Genomic DNA, 19,206 nt, shown 5'->3' with positions numbered 1-19,206 from the left:
GCACAGTCAGATATAAAAGCCGTCCGATCCCCTCCGTGGACGGCTTCTCCCTGTCGTTATTTACCGCGTGAAATCACAGGTATTTCAGGGTGTAGGTGACGGATGCGTTAACATCGCCAGGAGTTGCGGCATCTGTCAGGGCTATCAGGCGGGCAAAGAAGTTGAGTTCGTTATTCCCGGCCTGCAGTTGCTGGGCGTCGCCATCCGGCATCGGGGTATTGGGTGTAATCAGTGAGGTGTTGTCACTTTTCAGAAGCTGCACGCCAACATGCTGGGCACTGCCGGTGCTGACGTAAGCTTTACCTGAGGTATCAGCTGTGCCACTGAAAGAGACGGTTACTTTAGACATTTTCCCTGCGGAGCCGGCTATTGTAGTTTCATTCGGATCGAAGGCGCAGTTCTGCAGATGAATGGTGAACGGTTTTGAGTCCGTGGTTGCATTGGCGGTATTCAGTTTACGGTAAGAAATCTGTCCAAACGGAACGGTGATCGCATCGTCGCCCGGTGCGATATCACAGGGTGAGTTGGTGATGGTACCAGTGAAAAGAATTTTACCTGAGCCGAACGGGCCTGCTGTGGGTGTAGTATCGGCGGCAAATACAGAAGCGCCATACATCATACCGGCAGCCGCCATGGCAAGTATTATTTTATTACGCATAGATAATATGTCCTTTGGGTGAATGAGAATTATTTTGCAAAGGCTGAAAACAAATATGAGGGTATTAATGAAAGCGTTCAGAAAAGATTCGTATGAATAATAAACGCCGGGTGTTAAACGAAGCACCTGAACTTTCCATCGAAAAATATTGATTTCAGCTAATGCCTAATCAGTTGTAAGAAAATTCTTATTCAAATTAAAACAATAAAAATAGATCGATACGATCGATGATTATGATCGTAATTTAAGAATAATCATCAAAGAAATACTTTTTAATGTAATTATAAGCAGATGAATACCTAACAGACAGATATTCGCAGCGGACATGAAATATTTTGTAATATGTTATCGGGAATGTATGTTTTGCTTTTCCATCACACTGGATATTTACAAAACATAATACCAATCATATATAACAATGAAATTGCTGGCAGCATAAAAAACCAGACATAACGCAAGTGAAAGGCATTTAATTTCAAAACATTAACTTAATAAATCATTATGAACCATCATAAGCGGAAGGGATAAAAAATAATAAATGAAATGATATTCTTCTGTATTTGTGATGGACATCACAATAGATATAAATGCAGGTACCCTGACATTACTGAACTTCACGGATGAATTTTAAAAACAATGCCGACAGCAAAGAGCAAACTGGTAATAGCTGTCAGACATAATGCTGCCTGCTGTAATATATACAGCAGGCTGGGGGATATTAATGCGCGGCGTCGTGCTGCACGGGGGGCGTGGGTGATTCCTGAACTGACTGAGAGTCTACAACTATGCCATCCTGAGCTGATTTCAGTAACAGACCTGCCTGATAGTATTTTCCTTCGTTCATCAAGGAAAGCGCTGTGGTCACATCCTTACGGGTTTGCTGAAGAGGAATGAGTTCCTGATTTTCAATAACACTGACGCCTGCTAGTTTCAGGGCCTCTATAGTCCCTTTTTTATCTCCTTCTTTCATTTTCTGGTTTGCTTTATTAATAGCATCATTTTTCTGGCCCGCAGGGAGATAATCTTCTGCTACCGTAATCGATGAATTTATCCGAATATAGTGGTCTCCTTCAACTGGGGCTTTTTTATCTGATTTGACATACAGCTTCCAGTCAGTGCTGTCATCGTTCAGGAGTTTTTCTGCTTGCGCAGCCAGTTGTTCCGCCTTTTGGGTGCGACCATTAAACAACTCGAATCGCGACATTCCGATATCACGCATGGCCTGCCAGGCCTGTCCGGATATCTTGTCATTATTCAGAGTAACGTTATCAGTCATGTTTGTTGCGGCCATAAGATTTCCTGAAAACAGGATAACCATCAGCGCAACGCCTGGCATAATATGGCTTTTCATAATCCATCATCTCCACAAAGTAACATTTTTTATCGTATTATCCTATTCAGAACCGGTAACCCACGCCAAGATTAAAACCATTGCTATTAAGGCTTCCGCTGTTATGGGTAGCATCAAAATCCGCTCCCTCATAACCCAGAGTTATAGCGACATTACTGACCGGGGTATAAGCCACGCCAGCAGAATAACCATATCCGACCTTACTATCAGACTCATTTATCCCGTGATCACGCTGATGCAATAATACGGGGCCCACTTGACTATACAGACTTAACTGGTTATTTATTTTCCATGAGGGGCCTGCAAGCAGGGAGTAATAACGGGTTGTTACACGACCATTACTGCTTTCATCGGAATAGCGCTGGCTTCCATTTAGCCAGGCAAATGAGGTTGTCAGCCCCCAGTCCGGTGACATTTCATAGTTGTTTGCCAGCCGAACCCCACGCAACGTCCCGGCGTGATTAGTATGGGACTGGGCGTATCCAAGTGAAAATGTACTGGCATTATCGTCTGCCCATACCGGACTGGCTGCAGCAGACAGCAGAACAATACCGGCACTTCCGGCTAATAGCATTTTGTTCATCTTCTTCTCTCCGGTTATTTTTACCTGATGCCTTACTGGCATGTATTAAGTTAAAATCTTTCCGTGATAACAAACTATAAATAAATCTTTTAAATTATGAGCGCTGTTACGCCAGCAAATACCTTTATCTCCGGCTGTCGGGAGGCTATTCACAGAAATATATCCAGGCCAGAAACAGTATTTAATAATAAATAAACTGAAAAATAAAAACTGACAAAAATAGAAGTTCACTGATATATACCCAAAATAATTCGAGTTGCTTAAAGGCGGCAAGGGAGTGAGTCCCCAGGAGCATAGATAACGATGTGACTGGGGTGAGCGACAAATCTGCCGGGAGCAGATTTGAACGTCGCGTGCGACGGCCCGTCAGGGCGAGGCCCATGGATGGACTGAGTAATCCGTAGCCAACACATAAGCCACTTGAAGTATGAAGGGTATATAACGGGAAAGAAGGCATATCGGCCTGGTAAATCAACGTCTGTGACTTAGTTGCAGGAAACGGCTATGGTGAGGGGGGGGGCGGCAGTTATCGGGCAGTAACGGCATTGTTCAGTGAGTATCCAGGAAACAAAAAAAGAAGGGAGCGGTACTCCCTTCGTAAACATGTCAGAATACGACATTTTGGTACTCTTTTATTTATTATCTGGCCGTAAAAGTTATGCTGTTGGCAGATATCTCCAGTCAACATAAAAAAATACCACCAGCTAAAAATGTGATGCAAACCACCATTAAGCAGGTAACCAAATTGACTGTGCCACTACAATCCGGAAAAGAGTAAGAATCCGGGGATAACATCTGATGCACAAATTAGCACCAGTCTTCGATTCGGATACCCGGAATGCGTTCAAACTCGCGGAGATTGTTTGTGACGACGACCAGTCCGCGGCTACGGGCATGGCCAGCAATCATCTGGTCATAAGGCCCGACAGGTGTTCCCTTGCGGGCCAGTTCGGCACGGATTTGACCGGTATGTATCGCCAGCCTGAAGGGGCATGTTGGCTTTGACGATCAGGCAAAAAACAACGGCGAATAAAGTCGTATGATGATCTTCACATTTATCATCATCAGCGTTCATATTACTCAACCTGTAATCAACCTCTGGCGTTTTTCTGTATCCATCACAACCATTTCCGGTAAAGGTAAAAAAGGGATTTGAACCTTTCCGGAGATGATAATGAAGGTAAATGCATGGACAATTTTGCTTATGTCGGCGCATCTGACGGCCTGTGCCGTCCCTGGCACAGAAAAATATCAGACCAGCATGGACAGCGTTACGGCAGAAAAAGTAAGCCGGATTATCCAGTCGGATGTCATTCCTTATAAAGGCGAAAACCATGGAGAAGTTATCAGCCGCGTATCGTCTGCTTTTCTCGGAACACCTTATCAGGCGGATACGCTCATCGGTGGGCCCGGCACCCCCGAAGTCCTTGTAGCGAATTTCAACGGAGTGGACTGCTTTACCCTGGCTGATTACGTTGAAGCCCTGGCCCGCAGCGATAATCAGAAATCGTTTCTGCATAATCTTGCCAGGACTCGCTACGCCGCGGGCAAAGTTGCTTATCTCAGCCGCCGGCACTTCTTCTCTGACTGGTTCGCCGCAACACCGCGTAATGCACGGGATGTAACGCCGGATATCAGCCCTGATTATGTCGTTGTTGACAAGCAGCTTAACCATAAACCTGATGGCGGCGAGTACATTCCTGGTCTGGGCATCCATCCTCGTAAAATAAATTACATTCCCGGAAGAGCCATCAACCAGCAGGTCATGAACCACCTAAAAAACGGGGATTATATCGGTGTCTACTCCCCGCTCGACGGGCTGGACGTTTCACATGTGGGTATCGTAGTTCGCCATGATGAACAGGTGTGGTTCAGGAACGCCTCCTCATTGGCCGCAAACAGAAAAGTGGTGGACACACCGTTTATGGAATACATGCATTCCAGACCGGGCATCGTTGTGCTGCGGGCTGAATGATAAAGTCATTACCGGAGTCGCCAGCTGATAATAGCCGTCCGACATAGATATTGAAACCCTGTGTACTGTGGGGCCGACAGGAAAAATTGCTGTAAATTCGTGGATTTAGTAAATACTAGAAGATATTTGTCTGGAGCGGGCGAAGGGAATCGAACCCTCGTATAGAGCTTGGGAAGCTCTCGTTCTACCATTGAACTACGCCCGCTTTGAGATGCGTAAGGCATTATAAACCTTACGCTCTGGTTGGCAAGAGACTTACTGGCTGACTGGCGATTAATTCGCCGTCAGCACTTCGGTTTACTCCCCTGCGGCGGCAGATAACGCAGCGGATCGATGGCCGTCGCCCGGTAGCGAATCTGGAAGTGTAGTCTTACGGATGCGGCATCCGTGCTGCCCATCGTAGCGATTTTTTGCCCCGCTTTAACGCTTTGTCCATTATTAACCAGCATGGTGTCATTATGAGCGTAAGCCGTAATGTAATCTTCATTGTGCTTAATCATGATGAGATTGCCGTAACCGCGCAGCTGGTTCCCGACATAGACAACTTTACCCGCTCCCGCCGCATAAACAGGCGTTCCGCGCGCGCCCGCAATATCGATCCCCTTATTTCCGCCCTCCGCGGTGGAATAAGGTAAAATCACTTTACCGTTAGCAGGCCATACCCAACAACGCTGCCCCACCGGCGGCCAGGAGGATTTTGGCACCGAAGATGACGGTCTGACCGCAGCAGTTTTTGTTGCTGTTTTATTGCTGGTTTTGCGTGTTGAACTGCTACTCTTTGCGCTGCCGCGCACTTTAATTCGCTGCCCCACCTCAATAGTATAAGGCGGAGAAATGCCATTCAGTCGGGCCAGTTCTTTCACGCTGGTTCCCGTGGCGCGCGATATACGATACAACGTATCGCCGCGCTTAACGGTATAGACGGAGCCGGAATACGTTCCTGAGCCGGAATTACTGGAACACCCCGCCAGCAGCAGCCCTGTGCATAACAGCACCGCAATACCCAGGCTATTTTTGTTCAGGCGTCCTGCGCTCAAAACCATTCCTCACTCTATTGACAGACGCCTTATGATAGCAGCCAAATGCCGTATGCCCAATCCATTGACGCCGGAAAGGGTCCGCGCGGATGATGATGTCGCGAATATCCGATATGCCAGCATAATATCGACTCACGGCGCAATGGCGCTCGTCTGCGTTCTGTCAGGGCCTGTTTTGGTAATGCCTTTCTTTCTGTTATGCGCTACGCTGATCGTCTGAGTATATGGCCTGGCCATGCTGCCGGGTCATTTTAATTTTCAGGAGCTTTCATGACTGAGGAACATGTCGTTTTATTGGATGAGCAGGATAAGCCTTCCGGCACACTGGAAAAGTATGCGGCTCATACGCTTAATACGCCTTTGCATCTGGCTTTCTCCTGCTGGCTATTTAACGAAGATGGTCAGTTGCTGGTAACACGACGGTCGCTGAGCAAGAAAGCCTGGCCAGGCGTGTGGACGAATTCGGTTTGCGGTCATCCGCAACAAGGCGAAACCACCGAAGAGGCGATCATCCGCCGTTGTCGGTTCGAACTCGGCGTGGAAATTACCGATCTCACCCCCGTCTATCCGCACTTCAGCTATCGGGCGACAGATCCAAACGGTATTGTGGAAAATGAAGTCTGTCCGGTATTTGCCGCGCGGGCAACCAGTGTGTTACAGGTTAACAGCGAAGAGGTGATGGACTATCAGTGGAGCGAATTTAAAAGCGTATGGAAAAGCCTTCTCGCTACGCCGTGGGCATTTAGCCCGTGGATGGTCATGCAAGCGTCAGACGAACAAGCGCGTGAACGACTGCTCGATTACTGCCAGCGTTAAAGATTGCCTGATGGCGCTACGCCTGAACAAAGAGATGCCGGATGGCGGCTAATGCCCCATCCGGCAATTTACATCTTATTTCACCGGACGCATCGCCGGGAACAGAATAACGTCGCGAATCGTGTGGCTGTTAGTAAACAGCATCACCATACGGTCGATACCAATTCCCAGACCCGCTGTCGGCGGTAAACCGTGTTCCAGCGCCGTCACGTAGTCTTCGTCGTAGAACATGGCTTCGTCGTCGCCCGCCGCTTTTGCATTAACCTGATCCAGGAAACGCTGCGCCTGGTCTTCCGCATCGTTCAACTCGCTAAAGCCATTACCGATTTCACGACCGCCGATAAAGAACTCGAAGCGGTCAGTGATTTCCGGGTTCACATCATTACGACGCGCCAGCGGAGACACTTCAGCCGGATATTCGGTGATGAAGGTCGGCTGAATCAGATGCGCTTCAGCGACTTCGTCAAAGATCTCGGTGACGATACGGCCCAGACCCCAGCTCTTCTCGACGTGAATGCCGATGCTTTCAGCAATCGCCTTCGCGGAATCGAAGTTGTCCAGATCAGCCATATCTGTTTCCGGACGATATTTCTTGATCGCTTCACGCATGGTCAGTTTTTCGAACGGCTTACCGAAGTCAAACACTTCATCACCGTACGGAACTTGGGTGGTGCCCAGAACATCTTGCGCCAGCGTACGGAACAGAGACTCAGTCAGCTCGATCAGGTCTTTGTAGTCCGCATACGCCATATAGAGTTCCATCATGGTGAACTCAGGATTATGGCGCACGGAGATGCCTTCGTTACGGAAGTTACGGTTAATTTCGAATACGCGTTCGAAGCCGCCAACCACCAGACGCTTGAGGTACAGTTCCGGCGCGATACGCAGGTACATGTCCAGATCCAGCGCGTTGTGATGGGTGATAAACGGACGGGCAGACGCGCCGCCTGGGATCACCTGCATCATCGGCGTTTCGACTTCCATAAAGCCGCGAGCAACCATAAACTGGCGAATACCAGCCAGGATCTTCGAACGGGTTTTGAAGGTGTTACGGGATTCATCGTTAGAGATGAGATCCAGATAACGCTGGCGATAGCGCGCTTCCTGGTCCTGCAGGCCGTGGAATTTATCCGGCAACGGACGCAGCGCTTTCGTCAGCAGGCGCAGTTCGGTGCAGTGGATAGACAGCTCGCCGGTTTTGGTTTTGAACAGCTTACCTTTCGCGCCGAGGATATCGCCAAGATCCCACTTCTTGAACTGCTCGTTGTAAACGCCTTCCGGCAGATCATCGCGCGCCACATACAGCTGAATGCGGCCGCCTACGTCTTGCAGGGTAACAAAAGAGGCTTTACCCATAATACGGCGAGTCATCATACGGCCCGCGACGGACACTTCAATATTCAGCGCTTCCAGTTCTTCAGCTTCTTTCGCGTCAAACTCTGCGTGCAGTTGGTCTGAGGTACGGTCACGACGGAAATCGTTCGGGAACGGGATACCCTGCTCACGCAGTGCAGCCAGCTTCTCGCGACGTGCCTTCATTTCATTGTTAAGATCGACTACCTCGTCAGCGCCCTGTGCGTTTTGTTCAGACATGTTGATTCCTCATAGCCCTGCTTTCAAACTTGCTTCGATAAATTGATCCAGACTACCGTCCAGTACCGCCTGTGTATTGCGGGTTTCCACCCCAGTACGCAGGTCTTTAATGCGGGAATCGTCCAGGACATAGGAACGAATCTGGCTTCCCCAGCCGATATCGGACTTAGTGTCTTCCATCGCCTGTTTTTCAGCGTTCTTTTTCTGCATCTCCAGTTCATAAAGCTTCGCTTTCATCTGCTTCATGGCCTGGTCTTTGTTTTTGTGCTGCGAACGGTCGTTCTGGCACTGCGTCACAATCCCGGTGGGAATATGAGTGATACGCACGGCGGATTCCGTACGGTTAACGTGCTGACCGCCTGCGCCAGACGCGCGATAGACATCGATACGCAGATCCGCCGGGTTAATGTCGATATCGATATCGTCGTCCACTTCCGGGTACACAAACGCGGAGCTAAACGAGGTATGACGGCGACCGCCGGAGTCAAACGGACTTTTACGCACCAGACGATGTACGCCGGTTTCAGTGCGCAGCCAGCCATAGGCATATTCGCCGGAGATTTTGATAGTCGCGGACTTAATGCCGGCGACTTCCCCTTCCGACTCTTCAATGACTTCCGTCTTGAAGCCGCGCGCTTCCGCCCAACGCAGATACATACGCAGCAACATGCTGGCCCAGTCCTGCGCTTCAGTACCACCGGAACCAGCCTGAATATCGAGATAGCAATCGGCGCTATCGTACTCGCCGGAGAACATCCGACGGAATTCCAACTGCGCCAGTTTCTCTTCCAGCGTATTCAGTTCCGCGACGGCTTCGTTAAACGTCTCTTCGTCGTCAGCTTCTACCGCCAGTTCCAGCAGCCCGGAAACGTCGTCCAGCCCCTGAGTCATTTGATCAAGCGTATCGACGATCGCTTCGAGCGATGAACGCTCTTTTCCCAGCGCCTGCGCGCGCTCAGGTTCGTTCCAGACATCCGGCTGTTCCAGCTCGGCGTTTACTTCTTCCAGACGCTCTTTCTTAGCATCGTAGTCAAAGATACCCCCTAAGAACGTTGGTGCGTTCCGTGAGGTCCTGAATGCGGTTATTCACCGGGTTAATTTCAAACATGGTCTGATTTCTTTTATTTGACTTGTCAAAATGCGGTTATAAGGGCGAAATATTAGCGGATTTCGCCCCTTAATTACAGCGAAAGTGTTGTTAAATCGCCCCGATCATAGCGGCCAAATATCATCGATAATAATCTGTAAACTACGGTTGCCGCGAAACTCGTTAATGTCCAGTTTATAAGCCAGTTCTACCTCCCGCACGCCGTTATCCGGCCAACAGGTCGTATCAATATTAAATGCGATGCCATCCAACAGCGGGCCGCCGCCGACAGGCTCCACCATCACCTTGAGGTGACGCTCGCCCACCAGACGCTGCTGTAGCAGACGGAAACGACCATCGAATAACGGTTCCGGGAACATTTGCCCCCACGGTCCGGCATCCCGCAACAGTTGCGCCACTTCCATAGACATCTCCGCCGCGCTTAATGGACCATCGGAAATCACCTCGCCTTGCAACAGGGCAGGATCGAGCCATTCCGTCACCAGCTCGCCAAAACGTTGCTGAAACTGCTCGAATTTATGCTCTTCCAGCGACAATCCCGCCGCCATCGCATGACCGCCGAACTTGATCATCAGATCAGGGTAAAGCGTATCCAGCCTTTCCAGCGCATCGCGCATATGCAACCCCTGAATCGAACGGCCTGAGCCTTTTAGCGTGCCGTCGCCCGCAGGTGCAAAGGCGATCACCGGGCGGTGAAAACGCTCTTTAATGCGCGACGCCAGAATTCCGACCACGCCCTGATGCCATTCAGGATGGTACATCGCCAGACCGCCCGGAAGCGTTTCACTACTGCGCTCAAGCTTTTCGCACAGGATAAGCGCTTCCGCCTGCATCCCCTGCTCTATTTCTTTGCGCGTCTGGTTAAGCGCATCCAGCTCGCTGGCCAGAACACGCGCTTCGCCGAGGTTATCGCACAACAGTAACGCCACGCCAACGGACATATCATCCAGCCTGCCGGCGGCATTCAGGCGAGGCCCCAACGCGAAGCCTAAATCACTGGCGGCAAGCTGCTGCGGATCGCGATTCGATATCTCCAGCAACGCTTTAATTCCCGGACGGCATTTCCCGGCACGAATACGACTTAGCCCTTGCCAGGTCAGAATACGGTTGTTAGCGTCCAGCGGCACAACGTCTGCTACCGTTCCCAACGCCACTAAATCCAGCAGCTCCGCCAGATTCGGCGGCGCGATGCCACGCTCGTCGAACCATCCTTTGTCGCGCAAAAATGTTCGCAACGCCAGCATCAGGTAAAACGCCACGCCGACGCCCGCCAGCGACTTAGACGGGAATTCGCAGTCGCGCAGATTGGGATTAATAATCGCTTCGGCATCCGGCAACGTGTCGCCTGGCAGGTGGTGATCGGTCACGATCACCGGAATCCCCAACGTCTTTGCATGCGCTACGCCGGCGTGGGATGAAATGCCGTTGTCTACGGTGACGATAAGCTGCGCGCCGCGCGCCTTCGCCTGATCGACCACTTCCGGACTTAAACCGTAGCCGTCCTCAAAGCGATTAGGCACCAGATAACTGATGTTGTCACATCCCAACGCACGCATTCCCAATACGCTTAGCGCAGTACTGGTCGCGCCGTCGGCGTCAAAATCGCCAACAACAATAATGCGGGTACCTTCGCGAAAGGCGTTGTAGAGGATCTCCACCGCGTTATCTATGCCGCTAAGCTGTTGCCAGGGCAGCATTCCTTTCACGCTGCGCTCCAGTTCGCGGGCGCTACGAACGCCCCGGCTGGCATATAAACGTCGTAGTAATGGAGGAAGATCGGCGGGGAGTTCCGCCGTCTCATCAGCCTCGCGCCGACGAAGTTGTCTCTGTTGTTTCACGCGTATTATTTACCACTGGTCTGTTTTTGATGCTCATCAAGAAACGCTTTCATCTCTTTCGGTCCCTGATAGCCAGGCACCACATAGCCGTTACTCAATACAATGGCTGGCGTACCGCTAACGCCCAACTGCACGCCCAACGCATAATGATCAGCAATGTTCACGTCACAGCTTGCCGGTTTCACACCCTTACCTGCCATGGCGTCATCAAACGCTTTGTTTTTGTCTTTGGCGCACCAGATAGATTTCATATCCTGCTCCGCCTGGCTTTCCAGCCCCTGGCGCGGGAAGGCCAGATAACGTACCGTGATCCCCAGCGCGTTATAATCTTTCATCTCTTCATGTAGCTTATGACAATAGCCGCAGGTGATATCGGTAAAAACAGTAATGACATGTTTCTCATCCGGCGCTTTATAGACGATCATCTCTTTTTCCAGCGCATTTAGCTGGCTCATCAGCAGTTTGTTCGTCACGTTTACCGGATGCGCGCCGCTCACGTCATACATCGGCCCTTGAATAATATGTTTGCCGTCATCAGTGACGTACAGTACGCCGCTGTGAGTGAGGACGGTTTTCATCCCTGCCACTGGCGAGGCCTGAATTTCCGTACTCTGAACGCCCAGCTTAGCCAGCGACTGACGGATAGCCGCATCATCCGCATGGGCCACGCCTGAAAACGCCGCCGCCAGTAAAGTGAACATCATAAAACGCTTTTTCATAAACTATCCTTTCCTGTCAGCACTCATGCCCGCGGATGGTGCTGTTGATGAAGTTGACGCAAACGCTCCGTTGCGACATGCGTATAAATTTGTGTCGTCGAAAGATCGCTATGCCCAAGTAGCATTTGTACAACGCGCAAGTCGGCGCCGTGATTCAGCAAATGCGTGGCGAAAGCGTGACGTAAAACATGCGGCGATAGTTTTTCGCTATCGATTCCAGCCAGTACCGCATAATGTTTAATACGGTGCCAGAAGGTCTGCCGCGTCATCTGCTGCGCACGCTGACTGGGGAATAATACGTCAATCGATACGCCATTGAGTAACCAGGGACGCCCATGCTCCAGATACGTTTCCAGCCAATATACCGCCTCTTCGCCTAACGGCACCAACCGCTCTTTATTGCCTTTACCGATAACCCGCACCACGCCCTGCCGCAGACTGATATCGCTCATTGTCAGCCCCACCAGTTCCGACACGCGCAAACCAGTGGCATACAGCACTTCCAACATAGCTTTATCGCGCAACTCCAAAGGTTGATCAATAAGCGGCGCCTGCAAGAGCCGTTCAACCTGCGCCTCGCTAAGGTCTTTCGGTAAACGCTGCGGAAGCTTAGGCGAGGCCAACTGCGCGCTCGGATCATCCTCACGATACTTTTCACGGTACAGATGCTGGAAAAAGCGCCGCATAGCACTTAACAGGCGTGCGGAACTGGTCGCTTTGTATCCGCCCTCCACCCGTTCAGCCAGCAGCGTTTGTAAATCATCAGCCTGCGCCGTCGCAAGCGTTTTTCCGCGATGATGCAACCACGCAACGACCATCGATAAATCGCGACGATACGCGCTTAATGTATTTTCCGCCAGATTTCGTTCCAGCCACAGGGCATCCAGAAACTGCTCAATACGCGCTAAATCCTGTTCCATTCGCGCTCCCCACTTCACGCTGACTTTGGGTGCATTATGCCTCATTGTGCCGTGAATGCAGCGATTCTGTTACACTACCCGCAACGCTATAGCAGAATCGAGATGTAACGTAATGAACATGGGTCTTTTTTACGGTTCCAGCACGTGCTACACCGAGATGGCCGCAGAGAAAATTCGCGATATCCTCGGCCCGGAGCTGGTGACATTACATAACCTCAAGGATGACGCCCCCGCCTTAATGGAGCAGTACGACGTGCTCATTTTAGGCATCCCCACCTGGGATTTTGGCGAAATTCAGGAGGACTGGGAAGCCGTCTGGGAGCAACTGGACGATCTCAATCTGGAAGGCAAAATCGTTGCGCTTTACGGTATGGGCGACCAGCTCGGCTACGGTGAGTGGTTCCTGGATGCGCTGGGTATGTTGCATGACAAACTTGCCCTCAAAGGCGTTAAATTTGTCGGCTACTGGCCCACAGAAGGCTACGAATTTACCAGCAATAAACCGATCATTGCGGATGGACAACTGTTTGTCGGCCTGGCGCTGGATGAAACGAACCAGTACGATCTCAGCGATGAGCGTATACAGACCTGGTGTGAACAAATTCTCGGCGAAATGGCCGAACACTACGCCTGAAACCTTACTCGCTGTATTTCCCTCTCGACGGAACCGCGTTTACGCCGTTCCGTCAGTGTTGGCCTGATATCGGCTGCTGTAACAGTATCCGACGCAACTCACGCCATTCCGCTTCTTCCATGCTATCCGCCGCCAGCCATAAATGCTGATGACGTCCAGACTCTGCGCGTAAACGCAACACCATCCCGCTCTTCAGTAACCAGGGCGGATGCAAGAGCGTCCAGTCCTGCCCCTGCCAGCGTAAGCGCCCGTCCATGAGTAGCTTGATCTCTCCCTGGCAGGTATTAATCCTGCGCTGGCTACGTACACAGTCAAACACGACCAGCGACAGTAGTATCATCCATAACGGGGTATAACTCAGCGGCCAGGGCATCAATAAAATCACCGCGGCAACCAGCCCATGAATGAGCAATGAGATCCACTGAGCGCGCCATGAGACGCGTAAATCAGATTGCCACAGGACCACGTTCCCGATTCCGTGTCTGAATGAGTCGGACCATCTGTTCCAGTTCAGCGTCAGCCGGTTTACCGTGATTCATTAACCAGTTAAATAAATCCGGGTCATCACTCTGCAACAAACGGACAAAAATACGCTTTTCTTCATCACTTAAACTATCGTACTCATGTTCAAAAAACGGCATGATGGAAATATCAAGTTCGCGCATACCGCGACGACATGCCCAGTGAATACGTGCTTTATTGTGAATATCCATGTTCTTCCTGCCTCGCGAAAATGAAGTACCGGGCTATTGTAACGTGTTTTTGGCGTTGTTTTACGGGAATCTCAGTAATCTGGAACGCGATCGCGAAATAAAAGGCTGGGAATCAATATGTTCATCCGTTTTGGATACCGCCTCGCAAAACGATCAATCCGCTCTCAATGGGCTATTTAAAGCACTTGCAATGACCGATGGCTCTTTTACCATTAACCATTATTGTTGCAGCTAACCAGGACATTATTTATGGCTTTTATCTCCTTTCCACCACGTCATCCTTCATCGTCAGCCCGCCTGCCGCTGACGCTGATCGCGCTTGACGACTGGGCGCTGTCGACCATTACCGGCGTAGACAGTGAAAAGTATATTCAGGGCCAGGTCACCGCTGACGTAAGCCAGATGACTGAACAGCAACACCTTCTCGCCGCCCACTGCGATGCTAAAGGTAAGATGTGGAGCACTCTGCGCCTGTTCCGTGAGCGCGACGGTTTCACCTGGATTGAACGCCGTAGCGTGCGTGAAGCGCAATTAACGGAGCTGAAAAAGTACGCCGTATTTTCCAAAGTGGTCATCGCGCCGGATGACGAACGCGTATTGCTTGGCGTGGCAGGTTTTCAGGCCCGCGCGGCGCTGGCTAATGTCTTTAGCGTACTGCCCAATAGCGAAAATCAGGTGGTCAGAGACGGCGCCTCCACGCTGCTATGGTTTGAACATCCTGCGGAACGATTCCTGCTTGTCACCGATGTCGCGACGGCCAACATGTTAACGGAGAAGTTACATGGCGAAGCCGAACTGAATAACAGCCAACAGTGGCTGGCATTGGATATTGAAGCAGGCATTCCGGTGATTGACGCGGCGAACAGCGGTCAATTTATCCCCCAGGCGACTAACCTACAGGCGCTGGGCGGCATCAGCTTCAAGAAAGGCTGCTACACCGGACAGGAGATGGTCGCACGGGCAAAATTCCGCGGCGCCAATAAACGCGCGCTTTGGTTGCTGGCGGGCAAAGCCAGCCGGGTACCGGAAGCAGGAGAAGATCTGGAGCTACAGATGGGCGAGAACTGGCGTCGTACCGGCGCTATTCTGGCGGCGACGCAGTTGGACGATGGTCAGTTACTGGTTCAGGCCGTCATGAATAACGATTTAGAAGCCGAAAGCGTCTTCCGTGTTCGCGACGATGCCAACACCCTGCATATCGTCCCGCTGCCTTACTCGCTGGAAGAGTGATATCACGTTAAAAGCCGGATAGCCTGATAGCGCAACGCCATCAGGCTCGCACGTGCTGTTCTCGTAGGCCGGATAAGGTGCGACAGCGCCGCCATCCGGCACGGGCATCCGGGAATTACGCCTGTCCCACATACAAATAGATAGCCAGGAAGTGGCACACGCTGCCGCCCAGCACAAAGCCATGCCAGATGGCGTGGTTATAAGGTATGCGTTTGCAAACATAGAAAATTACGCCCAGCGAGTAAACGACGCCGCCTACCGCCAGCAGCGTCACGCCGCCTATCGCCAGCTTAATCGCCAACTGATAAACCACTATCAGCGACAGCCAGCCCATTGCCAGATACGTAACCAGTGAAAGCACTTTAAATCGGTGCGCAATCGTCAACTTGAAGAGGATACCGAATAGCGCCAGGCTCCAGATCACAATCATTAGTCCGCGCGCCAGCGGCGAATCCAGACCTACCAGCAGAAATGGCGTATAGGTTCCGGCAATGAGCAGATAGATAGCGCAGTGATCAAATTTCTTTAACCAGATTTTTGCCCGCTGATGAGGAATGGCATGATAAAGCGTTGAGGCAAGAAAAAGCAGGATCATGCTCCCGCCATATAAACTGTAGCTGGCGATAGCTGTCATACCCGCATTCGCCTCTACCGCCTGAACCAACAACAGCACCAGGCCGACAATACCAAATACCAATCCAATGCCGTGGCTAATACTGTTGGCGATTTCCTCAGCCAGCGAATATCCCTGCGTCATTAATGGTTTTTGCACCATAACTTACTCCGGAGAAACGTTCATAACGATGAACTGCGTCTCTAGCGTAACTGAGAATGGTTCCAGTGAACACATGTTAGCTAAAATAAATCCGCAAAATTAAATTTTGTTTATTATTCAATAAGTTAATTACAAAAACTCAACTAACACGCGTTCATGTTTATCAAAGGCATTTAAAATCAATCACATAAAATTGCGTCTGGTTGGGATAGATTTCAGCAATGACCCGTTTCAGCTCATCAAGCGACATATTTTCCTGTTGCGCATGTTTTTCGTTCAGCGTATCCAGCGTCACAGTTGACGTTCCTGTCACTTCGATTGTGCAAAAATAGCCATCATCTTCGAACCGTCCCACGCGTAGCACATCGCCTGCTTTAAAGTGGGACTCGGAGGCATCACGAATAGTGATGGTTTTACGACCTGCCAGAATGTCATTCTGGAAACGTTGAAAGAAAGTAATGTCGTTTGGCTGCATGTGGTTATCCCCTGAATATGGCCCCTTGAAGTGGATGTTACGATCTGAATGTGTTCTTGTCCCGACACGCGAGCATCCTGGAATTTTGCGTACGCTTTACATGCCATTTGGTGCAGAATGAATGATAACAGACTAAATAAATTGAGATTATGCAACAATGAGAAAACTCACCCTGCCAAAAGATTTTTTATGGGGCGGCGCGGTTGCCGCACACCAGGTTGAAGGCGGCTGGAATAAAGACGGTAAAGGCCCCAGCATCTGCGACGTGCTAACCGGCGGCGCACACGGCGTGCCACGCGAAATCACCCAGAATGTCGTTGCTGGCAAATACTATCCGAACCACGAGGCGGTGGATTTTTACGGACATTACAAAGAAGACATCCGTCTTTTCGCCGAAATGGGGTTCAAATGCTTCCGTACCTCTATTGCCTGGACGCGTATCTTCCCGAATGGCGACGAATCCCAGCCAAACGAGGCCGGTCTGAAATTCTACGACGACATGTTTGATGAGTTACTCAAATACAACATCGAACCGGTCATTACCCTTTCCCACTTTGAAATGCCATTACATCTGGTACAGCACTACGGCGGCTGGACCAATCGTAAGGTCGTTGATTTCTTTGTCCGTTTTGCTGAAGTCGTGTTTGAACGCTACAAACATAAGGTCAAATACTGGATGACCTTCAACGAAATTAACAACCAGCGAAACTGGCGCGCGCCGCTGTTTGGCTACTGCTGTTCCGGCGTGGTGTATACCGAGCATGAGAATCCAGAAGAAACCATGTATCAGGTCTTACATCATCAGTTTGTCGCCAGCGCGCTGGCGGTAAAAGCGGCACGTCGTATTAATCCACAGATGAAAGTGGGTTGTATGCTGGCGATGGTCGCGCTGTATCCTTTCTCCTGTAAACCAGAAGATGTGATGTTTGCTCAGGAGTCGATGCGTGAACGCTACGTCTTTACCGATGTGCAGCTGCGCGGCTATTACCCGTCCTATGTGTTGAACGAGTGGGAGCGCCGCGGATTTAACATCAAAATGGACGATGGCGATCTTGAAGTGCTGCGCGAAGGCACCTGCGATTATCTTGGTTTCAGTTATTACATGACCAACGCGGTCAAAGCCGAAGGCGGTAGCGGCGATGCGATTTCCGGTTTTGAAGGCAGCGTACCGAACCCCTATGTTAAAGCATCTGACTGGGGCTGGCAGATTGACCCGGTGGGCCTGCGTTATTCATTGTGTGAACTGTACGAACGCTATCAAAAGCCGCTGTTTATTGTCGAAAACGGTTTTGGTGCTTACGACAAAGTAGAAGAAGATGGCAGCATCAACGACGACTATCGCATTGACTACCTGCGCGCCCATATTGAAGAGATGAAAAAAGCGGTGACTTACGATGGTGTCGACCTGATGGGCTACACGCCGTGGGGCTGCATCGACTGCGTGTCGTTCACCACCGGTCAGTACAGCAAGCGCTACGGCTTCATCTACGTGAACAAGCACGATGACGGTACGGGCGATATGTCGCGTTCGCGTAAGAAAAGCTTCAACTGGTACAAAGAGGTGATTGCCAGCAACGGCGAGAAGCTTTAACCCCTGCACGTTACCCGCCAGTCGGCGGGTAACACTTTGAACGAGTCTTACCAGGTCTTACCTATTTTAAATTCCCAGCGTACATCTTCCATTTTGGTTGGCGACTTCGCTTCCTGCATTACCGGGAAGAAGGCTCCGGCACCAAACCATAATTTCAGTGAATCGACGGCAATATTAAATGACGGACCAACAACCCATTCGGTAGTTCCAGAATGGTTATTAATTACGCTGCCATTAGACAGTTTTTTCGTTCCAGAGGCATTATTGCTGTAGGCACTTTCCAGACCAAGATCCAGCGGTAAATCGCTAAACATATACCGCACCTGGGTATTCCACTGGAATTCGTTACCTCGTTTCACGTCCTGGTTACCGCGCTCAAATGGTCCCTGATATACAAAACCCATATCCCCTTTAATGTTAGGAGTAAATAATTTTGTTAAAGTGAGTGTTACTCTTCCTCCCCAGGCGCTATTCCCAGGCAAATGATTATCTCCATCTTGCCCGGTGGGTAGTAATACTGCCCCACCTACCGTAACCCAAAACGGATCACCTCTTCGCTGGCTCATTAAAGCATAATTGACCCCCACCGATTGGTCGCCCATTCCCTCTATGTGCTCAGGAGACAGATTGTCTCGTTTGTTATTGATATAGGAACCCACAGTTGATAATTCCAGTCTGTCGGTCAAACCGTAACGAATCTTCAATAACCATATCTGGGAGTAAACATCCGGACTTCCGTGCCCCTCGATTTGATGATCTTTATCGCGAAATGAGCTATTCACGGCGGTTAATAACTTTCCTTCCGGCAATACTGAACCACCAGAAATAGCGGTATTAACTGGTGCACCTAATAGATTACTGGGATTATTTTCTCCGTTAGCTGCCATTGCATTCATTAATAGGAAACATGTCATTAATGGCAGAAATATAAATCGTTTCATTATTCCCTCCAGGTATAAAAAACAAAGCGCTAAGTTAATAAATATTTACGTTATTTATGCTTATTTTTAATTTATAATTTAAATTAATAACTTGATGAATTTAATATACGGAAATTTTTGTAACTATATTGAGAGGTAAATAACGATTCCGGAGAGAAACTATTTGTAACCACATGTAAATATACTGTGTTGTTTTGATTAAATAACAGCAAGGTAAAAATGATGCACAATGAATCATTAGACTCTAAA

19 protein-coding genes, 1 tRNA gene and 1 pseudogene are annotated in these 19,206 nt (G+C 50.0%); 5 read left to right on the top strand and 16 right to left on the bottom strand.

Going from position 1 to position 19,206, the window contains the following annotated elements:
* Nucleotides 1-73: 73 nt before the first annotated feature.
* The 4 genes and pseudogenes from ACLJQD_RS01845 to vapC form a co-directional block, all read right to left on the bottom strand.
* Entirely contained in the window at nt 74-658 is a 585-nt protein-coding gene (locus tag ACLJQD_RS01845) for a fimbrial protein (RefSeq protein WP_017441094.1), read from the bottom strand.
* Between the two features lie 718 nt (nt 659-1,376).
* The gene (locus tag ACLJQD_RS01840; protein WP_017441093.1) at nt 1,377-2,009 is read right to left on the bottom strand and encodes a YfdX family protein; all 633 of its coding nucleotides are present in this window, start codon (nt 2,007-2,009) and stop codon (nt 1,377-1,379) included.
* A gap of 46 nt (nt 2,010-2,055) precedes the next feature.
* Nucleotides 2,056-2,592 (bottom strand): STM3031 family outer membrane protein, encoded by a 537-nt coding sequence (locus ACLJQD_RS01835; RefSeq protein WP_001038500.1) that lies wholly within the window; start codon nt 2,590-2,592, stop codon nt 2,056-2,058.
* Between the two features lie 807 nt (nt 2,593-3,399).
* Nucleotides 3,400-3,570: pseudogene (vapC, locus tag ACLJQD_RS01830) on the bottom strand (tRNA(fMet)-specific endonuclease VapC); the annotation flags it as partial.
* Between the two features lie 190 nt (nt 3,571-3,760).
* Between vapC and ACLJQD_RS01825 the strand changes: the two are divergent.
* On the top strand, nt 3,761-4,567 hold the full coding sequence (locus tag ACLJQD_RS01825) for a DUF1460 domain-containing protein (protein WP_077907218.1): 807 nt from the start codon (nt 3,761-3,763) through the stop codon (nt 4,565-4,567).
* Between the two features lie 131 nt (nt 4,568-4,698).
* On the opposite strand, the gene ACLJQD_RS01820 is transcribed toward ACLJQD_RS01825, so the two are convergent.
* Nucleotides 4,699-4,772: transfer RNA gene (locus ACLJQD_RS01820), tRNA-Gly, on the bottom strand.
* A gap of 79 nt (nt 4,773-4,851) precedes the next feature.
* Nucleotides 4,852-5,610, bottom strand: coding sequence for an amidase activator ActS (actS, locus tag ACLJQD_RS01815; RefSeq protein ID WP_000244328.1), 759 nt, complete (start codon nt 5,608-5,610; stop codon nt 4,852-4,854).
* Between the two features lie 264 nt (nt 5,611-5,874).
* Here actS and idi point away from each other — a divergent pair, with 264 nt between their 5' ends.
* Complete coding sequence (gene idi, locus ACLJQD_RS01810) at nt 5,875-6,420, top strand: isopentenyl-diphosphate Delta-isomerase (protein ID WP_000133992.1); 546 nt, start codon at nt 5,875-5,877, stop codon at nt 6,418-6,420.
* Between the two features lie 75 nt (nt 6,421-6,495).
* Here idi and lysS read toward each other — a convergent pair whose 3' ends face one another.
* From lysS to xerD, 5 genes are all read right to left on the bottom strand, one after another.
* On the bottom strand, nt 6,496-8,013 hold the full coding sequence (lysS, locus tag ACLJQD_RS01805) for a lysine--tRNA ligase (RefSeq protein WP_000003339.1): 1,518 nt from the start codon (nt 8,011-8,013) through the stop codon (nt 6,496-6,498).
* A gap of 9 nt (nt 8,014-8,022) precedes the next feature.
* Nucleotides 8,023-9,121 (bottom strand): peptide chain release factor 2 gene (prfB, locus tag ACLJQD_RS01800; protein WP_010989230.1). Its coding sequence is split into 2 segments (ribosomal slippage): nt 8,023-9,045 and nt 9,047-9,121, totalling 1,098 coding nucleotides; the frame shifts between segments, so codons are not numbered across the junction.
* A 104-nt stretch (nt 9,122-9,225) separates the two neighbouring features.
* Nucleotides 9,226-10,959: a single-stranded-DNA-specific exonuclease RecJ gene (gene recJ, locus ACLJQD_RS01795; protein WP_000813392.1), complete on the bottom strand. Its 1,734-nt coding sequence runs from the start codon at nt 10,957-10,959 to the stop codon at nt 9,226-9,228.
* 5 nt (nt 10,960-10,964) lie between these two features.
* On the bottom strand, nt 10,965-11,678 hold the full coding sequence (dsbC, locus tag ACLJQD_RS01790; protein WP_000745614.1) for a bifunctional protein-disulfide isomerase/oxidoreductase DsbC: 714 nt from the start codon (nt 11,676-11,678) through the stop codon (nt 10,965-10,967).
* A gap of 23 nt (nt 11,679-11,701) precedes the next feature.
* Nucleotides 11,702-12,598: a site-specific tyrosine recombinase XerD gene (gene xerD, locus ACLJQD_RS01785; RefSeq protein ID WP_000434302.1), complete on the bottom strand. Its 897-nt coding sequence runs from the start codon at nt 12,596-12,598 to the stop codon at nt 11,702-11,704.
* A 112-nt stretch (nt 12,599-12,710) separates the two neighbouring features.
* On the opposite strand from xerD, the gene fldB reads away from it, so the two are divergent.
* Nucleotides 12,711-13,232, top strand: a complete 522-nt coding sequence (gene fldB, locus ACLJQD_RS01780) for a flavodoxin FldB (protein WP_017441091.1) — start codon at nt 12,711-12,713, stop codon at nt 13,230-13,232.
* A 52-nt stretch (nt 13,233-13,284) separates the two neighbouring features.
* On the opposite strand, the gene ACLJQD_RS01775 is transcribed toward fldB, so the two are convergent.
* Both ACLJQD_RS01775 and sdhE read right to left on the bottom strand, forming a co-directional pair.
* Nucleotides 13,285-13,698, bottom strand: coding sequence for a protein YgfX (locus ACLJQD_RS01775; RefSeq protein ID WP_000244755.1), 414 nt, complete (start codon nt 13,696-13,698; stop codon nt 13,285-13,287).
* The gene (gene sdhE / locus ACLJQD_RS01770) at nt 13,679-13,945 is read right to left on the bottom strand and encodes an FAD assembly factor SdhE (protein WP_000351186.1); all 267 of its coding nucleotides are present in this window, start codon (nt 13,943-13,945) and stop codon (nt 13,679-13,681) included. The genes ACLJQD_RS01775 and sdhE overlap by 20 nt, the downstream gene beginning before the upstream one ends.
* A gap of 249 nt (nt 13,946-14,194) precedes the next feature.
* On the opposite strand from sdhE, the gene ygfZ reads away from it, so the two are divergent.
* Nucleotides 14,195-15,175, top strand: a complete 981-nt coding sequence (ygfZ, locus tag ACLJQD_RS01765) for a tRNA-modifying protein YgfZ (protein ID WP_017441090.1) — start codon at nt 14,195-14,197, stop codon at nt 15,173-15,175.
* A 115-nt stretch (nt 15,176-15,290) separates the two neighbouring features.
* Here ygfZ and trhA read toward each other — a convergent pair whose 3' ends face one another.
* Nucleotides 15,291-15,950 carry a PAQR family membrane homeostasis protein TrhA gene (trhA, locus tag ACLJQD_RS01760; RefSeq protein WP_000250289.1) on the bottom strand — a complete coding sequence of 220 codons (660 nt, stop codon included), beginning with the start codon at nt 15,948-15,950 and terminating at the stop codon, nt 15,291-15,293.
* Between the two features lie 163 nt (nt 15,951-16,113).
* The gene (gene yqfB / locus ACLJQD_RS01755) at nt 16,114-16,425 is read right to left on the bottom strand and encodes a N(4)-acetylcytidine aminohydrolase (RefSeq protein ID WP_001182976.1); all 312 of its coding nucleotides are present in this window, start codon (nt 16,423-16,425) and stop codon (nt 16,114-16,116) included.
* Nucleotides 16,426-16,582: 157 nt separating this feature from the next.
* Here yqfB and bglA point away from each other — a divergent pair, with 157 nt between their 5' ends.
* The gene (gene bglA, locus ACLJQD_RS01750) at nt 16,583-18,016 is read left to right on the top strand and encodes a 6-phospho-beta-glucosidase BglA (RefSeq protein ID WP_001230140.1); all 1,434 of its coding nucleotides are present in this window, start codon (nt 16,583-16,585) and stop codon (nt 18,014-18,016) included.
* A gap of 47 nt (nt 18,017-18,063) precedes the next feature.
* Here the strand turns inward: bglA and ACLJQD_RS01745 are convergent, their stop codons facing one another.
* The gene (locus ACLJQD_RS01745) at nt 18,064-18,957 is read right to left on the bottom strand and encodes a transporter (RefSeq protein WP_023202673.1); all 894 of its coding nucleotides are present in this window, start codon (nt 18,955-18,957) and stop codon (nt 18,064-18,066) included.
* Nucleotides 18,958-19,206: the final 249 nt, after the last annotated feature.

Origin of the sequence: Salmonella sp. SAL04214 (genome assembly GCF_046550615.1) — a bacterium.
GTDB classification, from domain to species: Bacteria; Pseudomonadota; Gammaproteobacteria; order Enterobacterales; family Enterobacteriaceae; genus Salmonella; species Salmonella enterica.
Note: the sequence above shows the minus strand (reverse complement) of the source record. Positions and strands in the feature narration are given on the sequence as shown.

Excerpts from the sequence above, each read along its gene's own strand:
- sdhE (WP_000351186.1), bottom strand. The coding sequence starts at position 13,945 with ATGGATATTCACAATAAAGCACGTATTCACTGGGCATGTCGTCGCGGT.
- bglA (WP_001230140.1), top strand. The coding sequence starts at position 16,583 with ATGAGAAAACTCACCCTGCCAAAAGATTTTTTATGGGGCGGCGCGGTT.
- ACLJQD_RS01835 (WP_001038500.1), bottom strand. The coding sequence starts at position 2,592 with ATGAACAAAATGCTATTAGCCGGAAGTGCCGGTATTGTTCTGCTGTCT.
- fldB (WP_017441091.1), top strand. The coding sequence starts at position 12,711 with ATGAACATGGGTCTTTTTTACGGTTCCAGCACGTGCTACACCGAGATG.
- dsbC (WP_000745614.1), bottom strand. The coding sequence starts at position 11,678 with ATGAAAAAGCGTTTTATGATGTTCACTTTACTGGCGGCGGCGTTTTCA.
- ygfZ (WP_017441090.1), top strand. The coding sequence starts at position 14,195 with ATGGCTTTTATCTCCTTTCCACCACGTCATCCTTCATCGTCAGCCCGC.
- ACLJQD_RS01825 (WP_077907218.1), top strand. The coding sequence starts at position 3,761 with ATGATAATGAAGGTAAATGCATGGACAATTTTGCTTATGTCGGCGCAT.
- ACLJQD_RS01840 (WP_017441093.1), bottom strand. The coding sequence starts at position 2,009 with ATGAAAAGCCATATTATGCCAGGCGTTGCGCTGATGGTTATCCTGTTT.
- trhA (WP_000250289.1), bottom strand. The coding sequence starts at position 15,950 with ATGGTGCAAAAACCATTAATGACGCAGGGATATTCGCTGGCTGAGGAA.
- actS (WP_000244328.1), bottom strand. The coding sequence starts at position 5,610 with ATGGTTTTGAGCGCAGGACGCCTGAACAAAAATAGCCTGGGTATTGCG.
- xerD (WP_000434302.1), bottom strand. The coding sequence starts at position 12,598 with ATGGAACAGGATTTAGCGCGTATTGAGCAGTTTCTGGATGCCCTGTGG.
- idi (WP_000133992.1), top strand. The coding sequence starts at position 5,875 with ATGACTGAGGAACATGTCGTTTTATTGGATGAGCAGGATAAGCCTTCC.
- yqfB (WP_001182976.1), bottom strand. The coding sequence starts at position 16,425 with ATGCAGCCAAACGACATTACTTTCTTTCAACGTTTCCAGAATGACATT.
- lysS (WP_000003339.1), bottom strand. The coding sequence starts at position 8,013 with ATGTCTGAACAAAACGCACAGGGCGCTGACGAGGTAGTCGATCTTAAC.
- ACLJQD_RS01745 (WP_023202673.1), bottom strand. The coding sequence starts at position 18,957 with ATGAAACGATTTATATTTCTGCCATTAATGACATGTTTCCTATTAATG.
- ACLJQD_RS01845 (WP_017441094.1), bottom strand. The coding sequence starts at position 658 with ATGCGTAATAAAATAATACTTGCCATGGCGGCTGCCGGTATGATGTAT.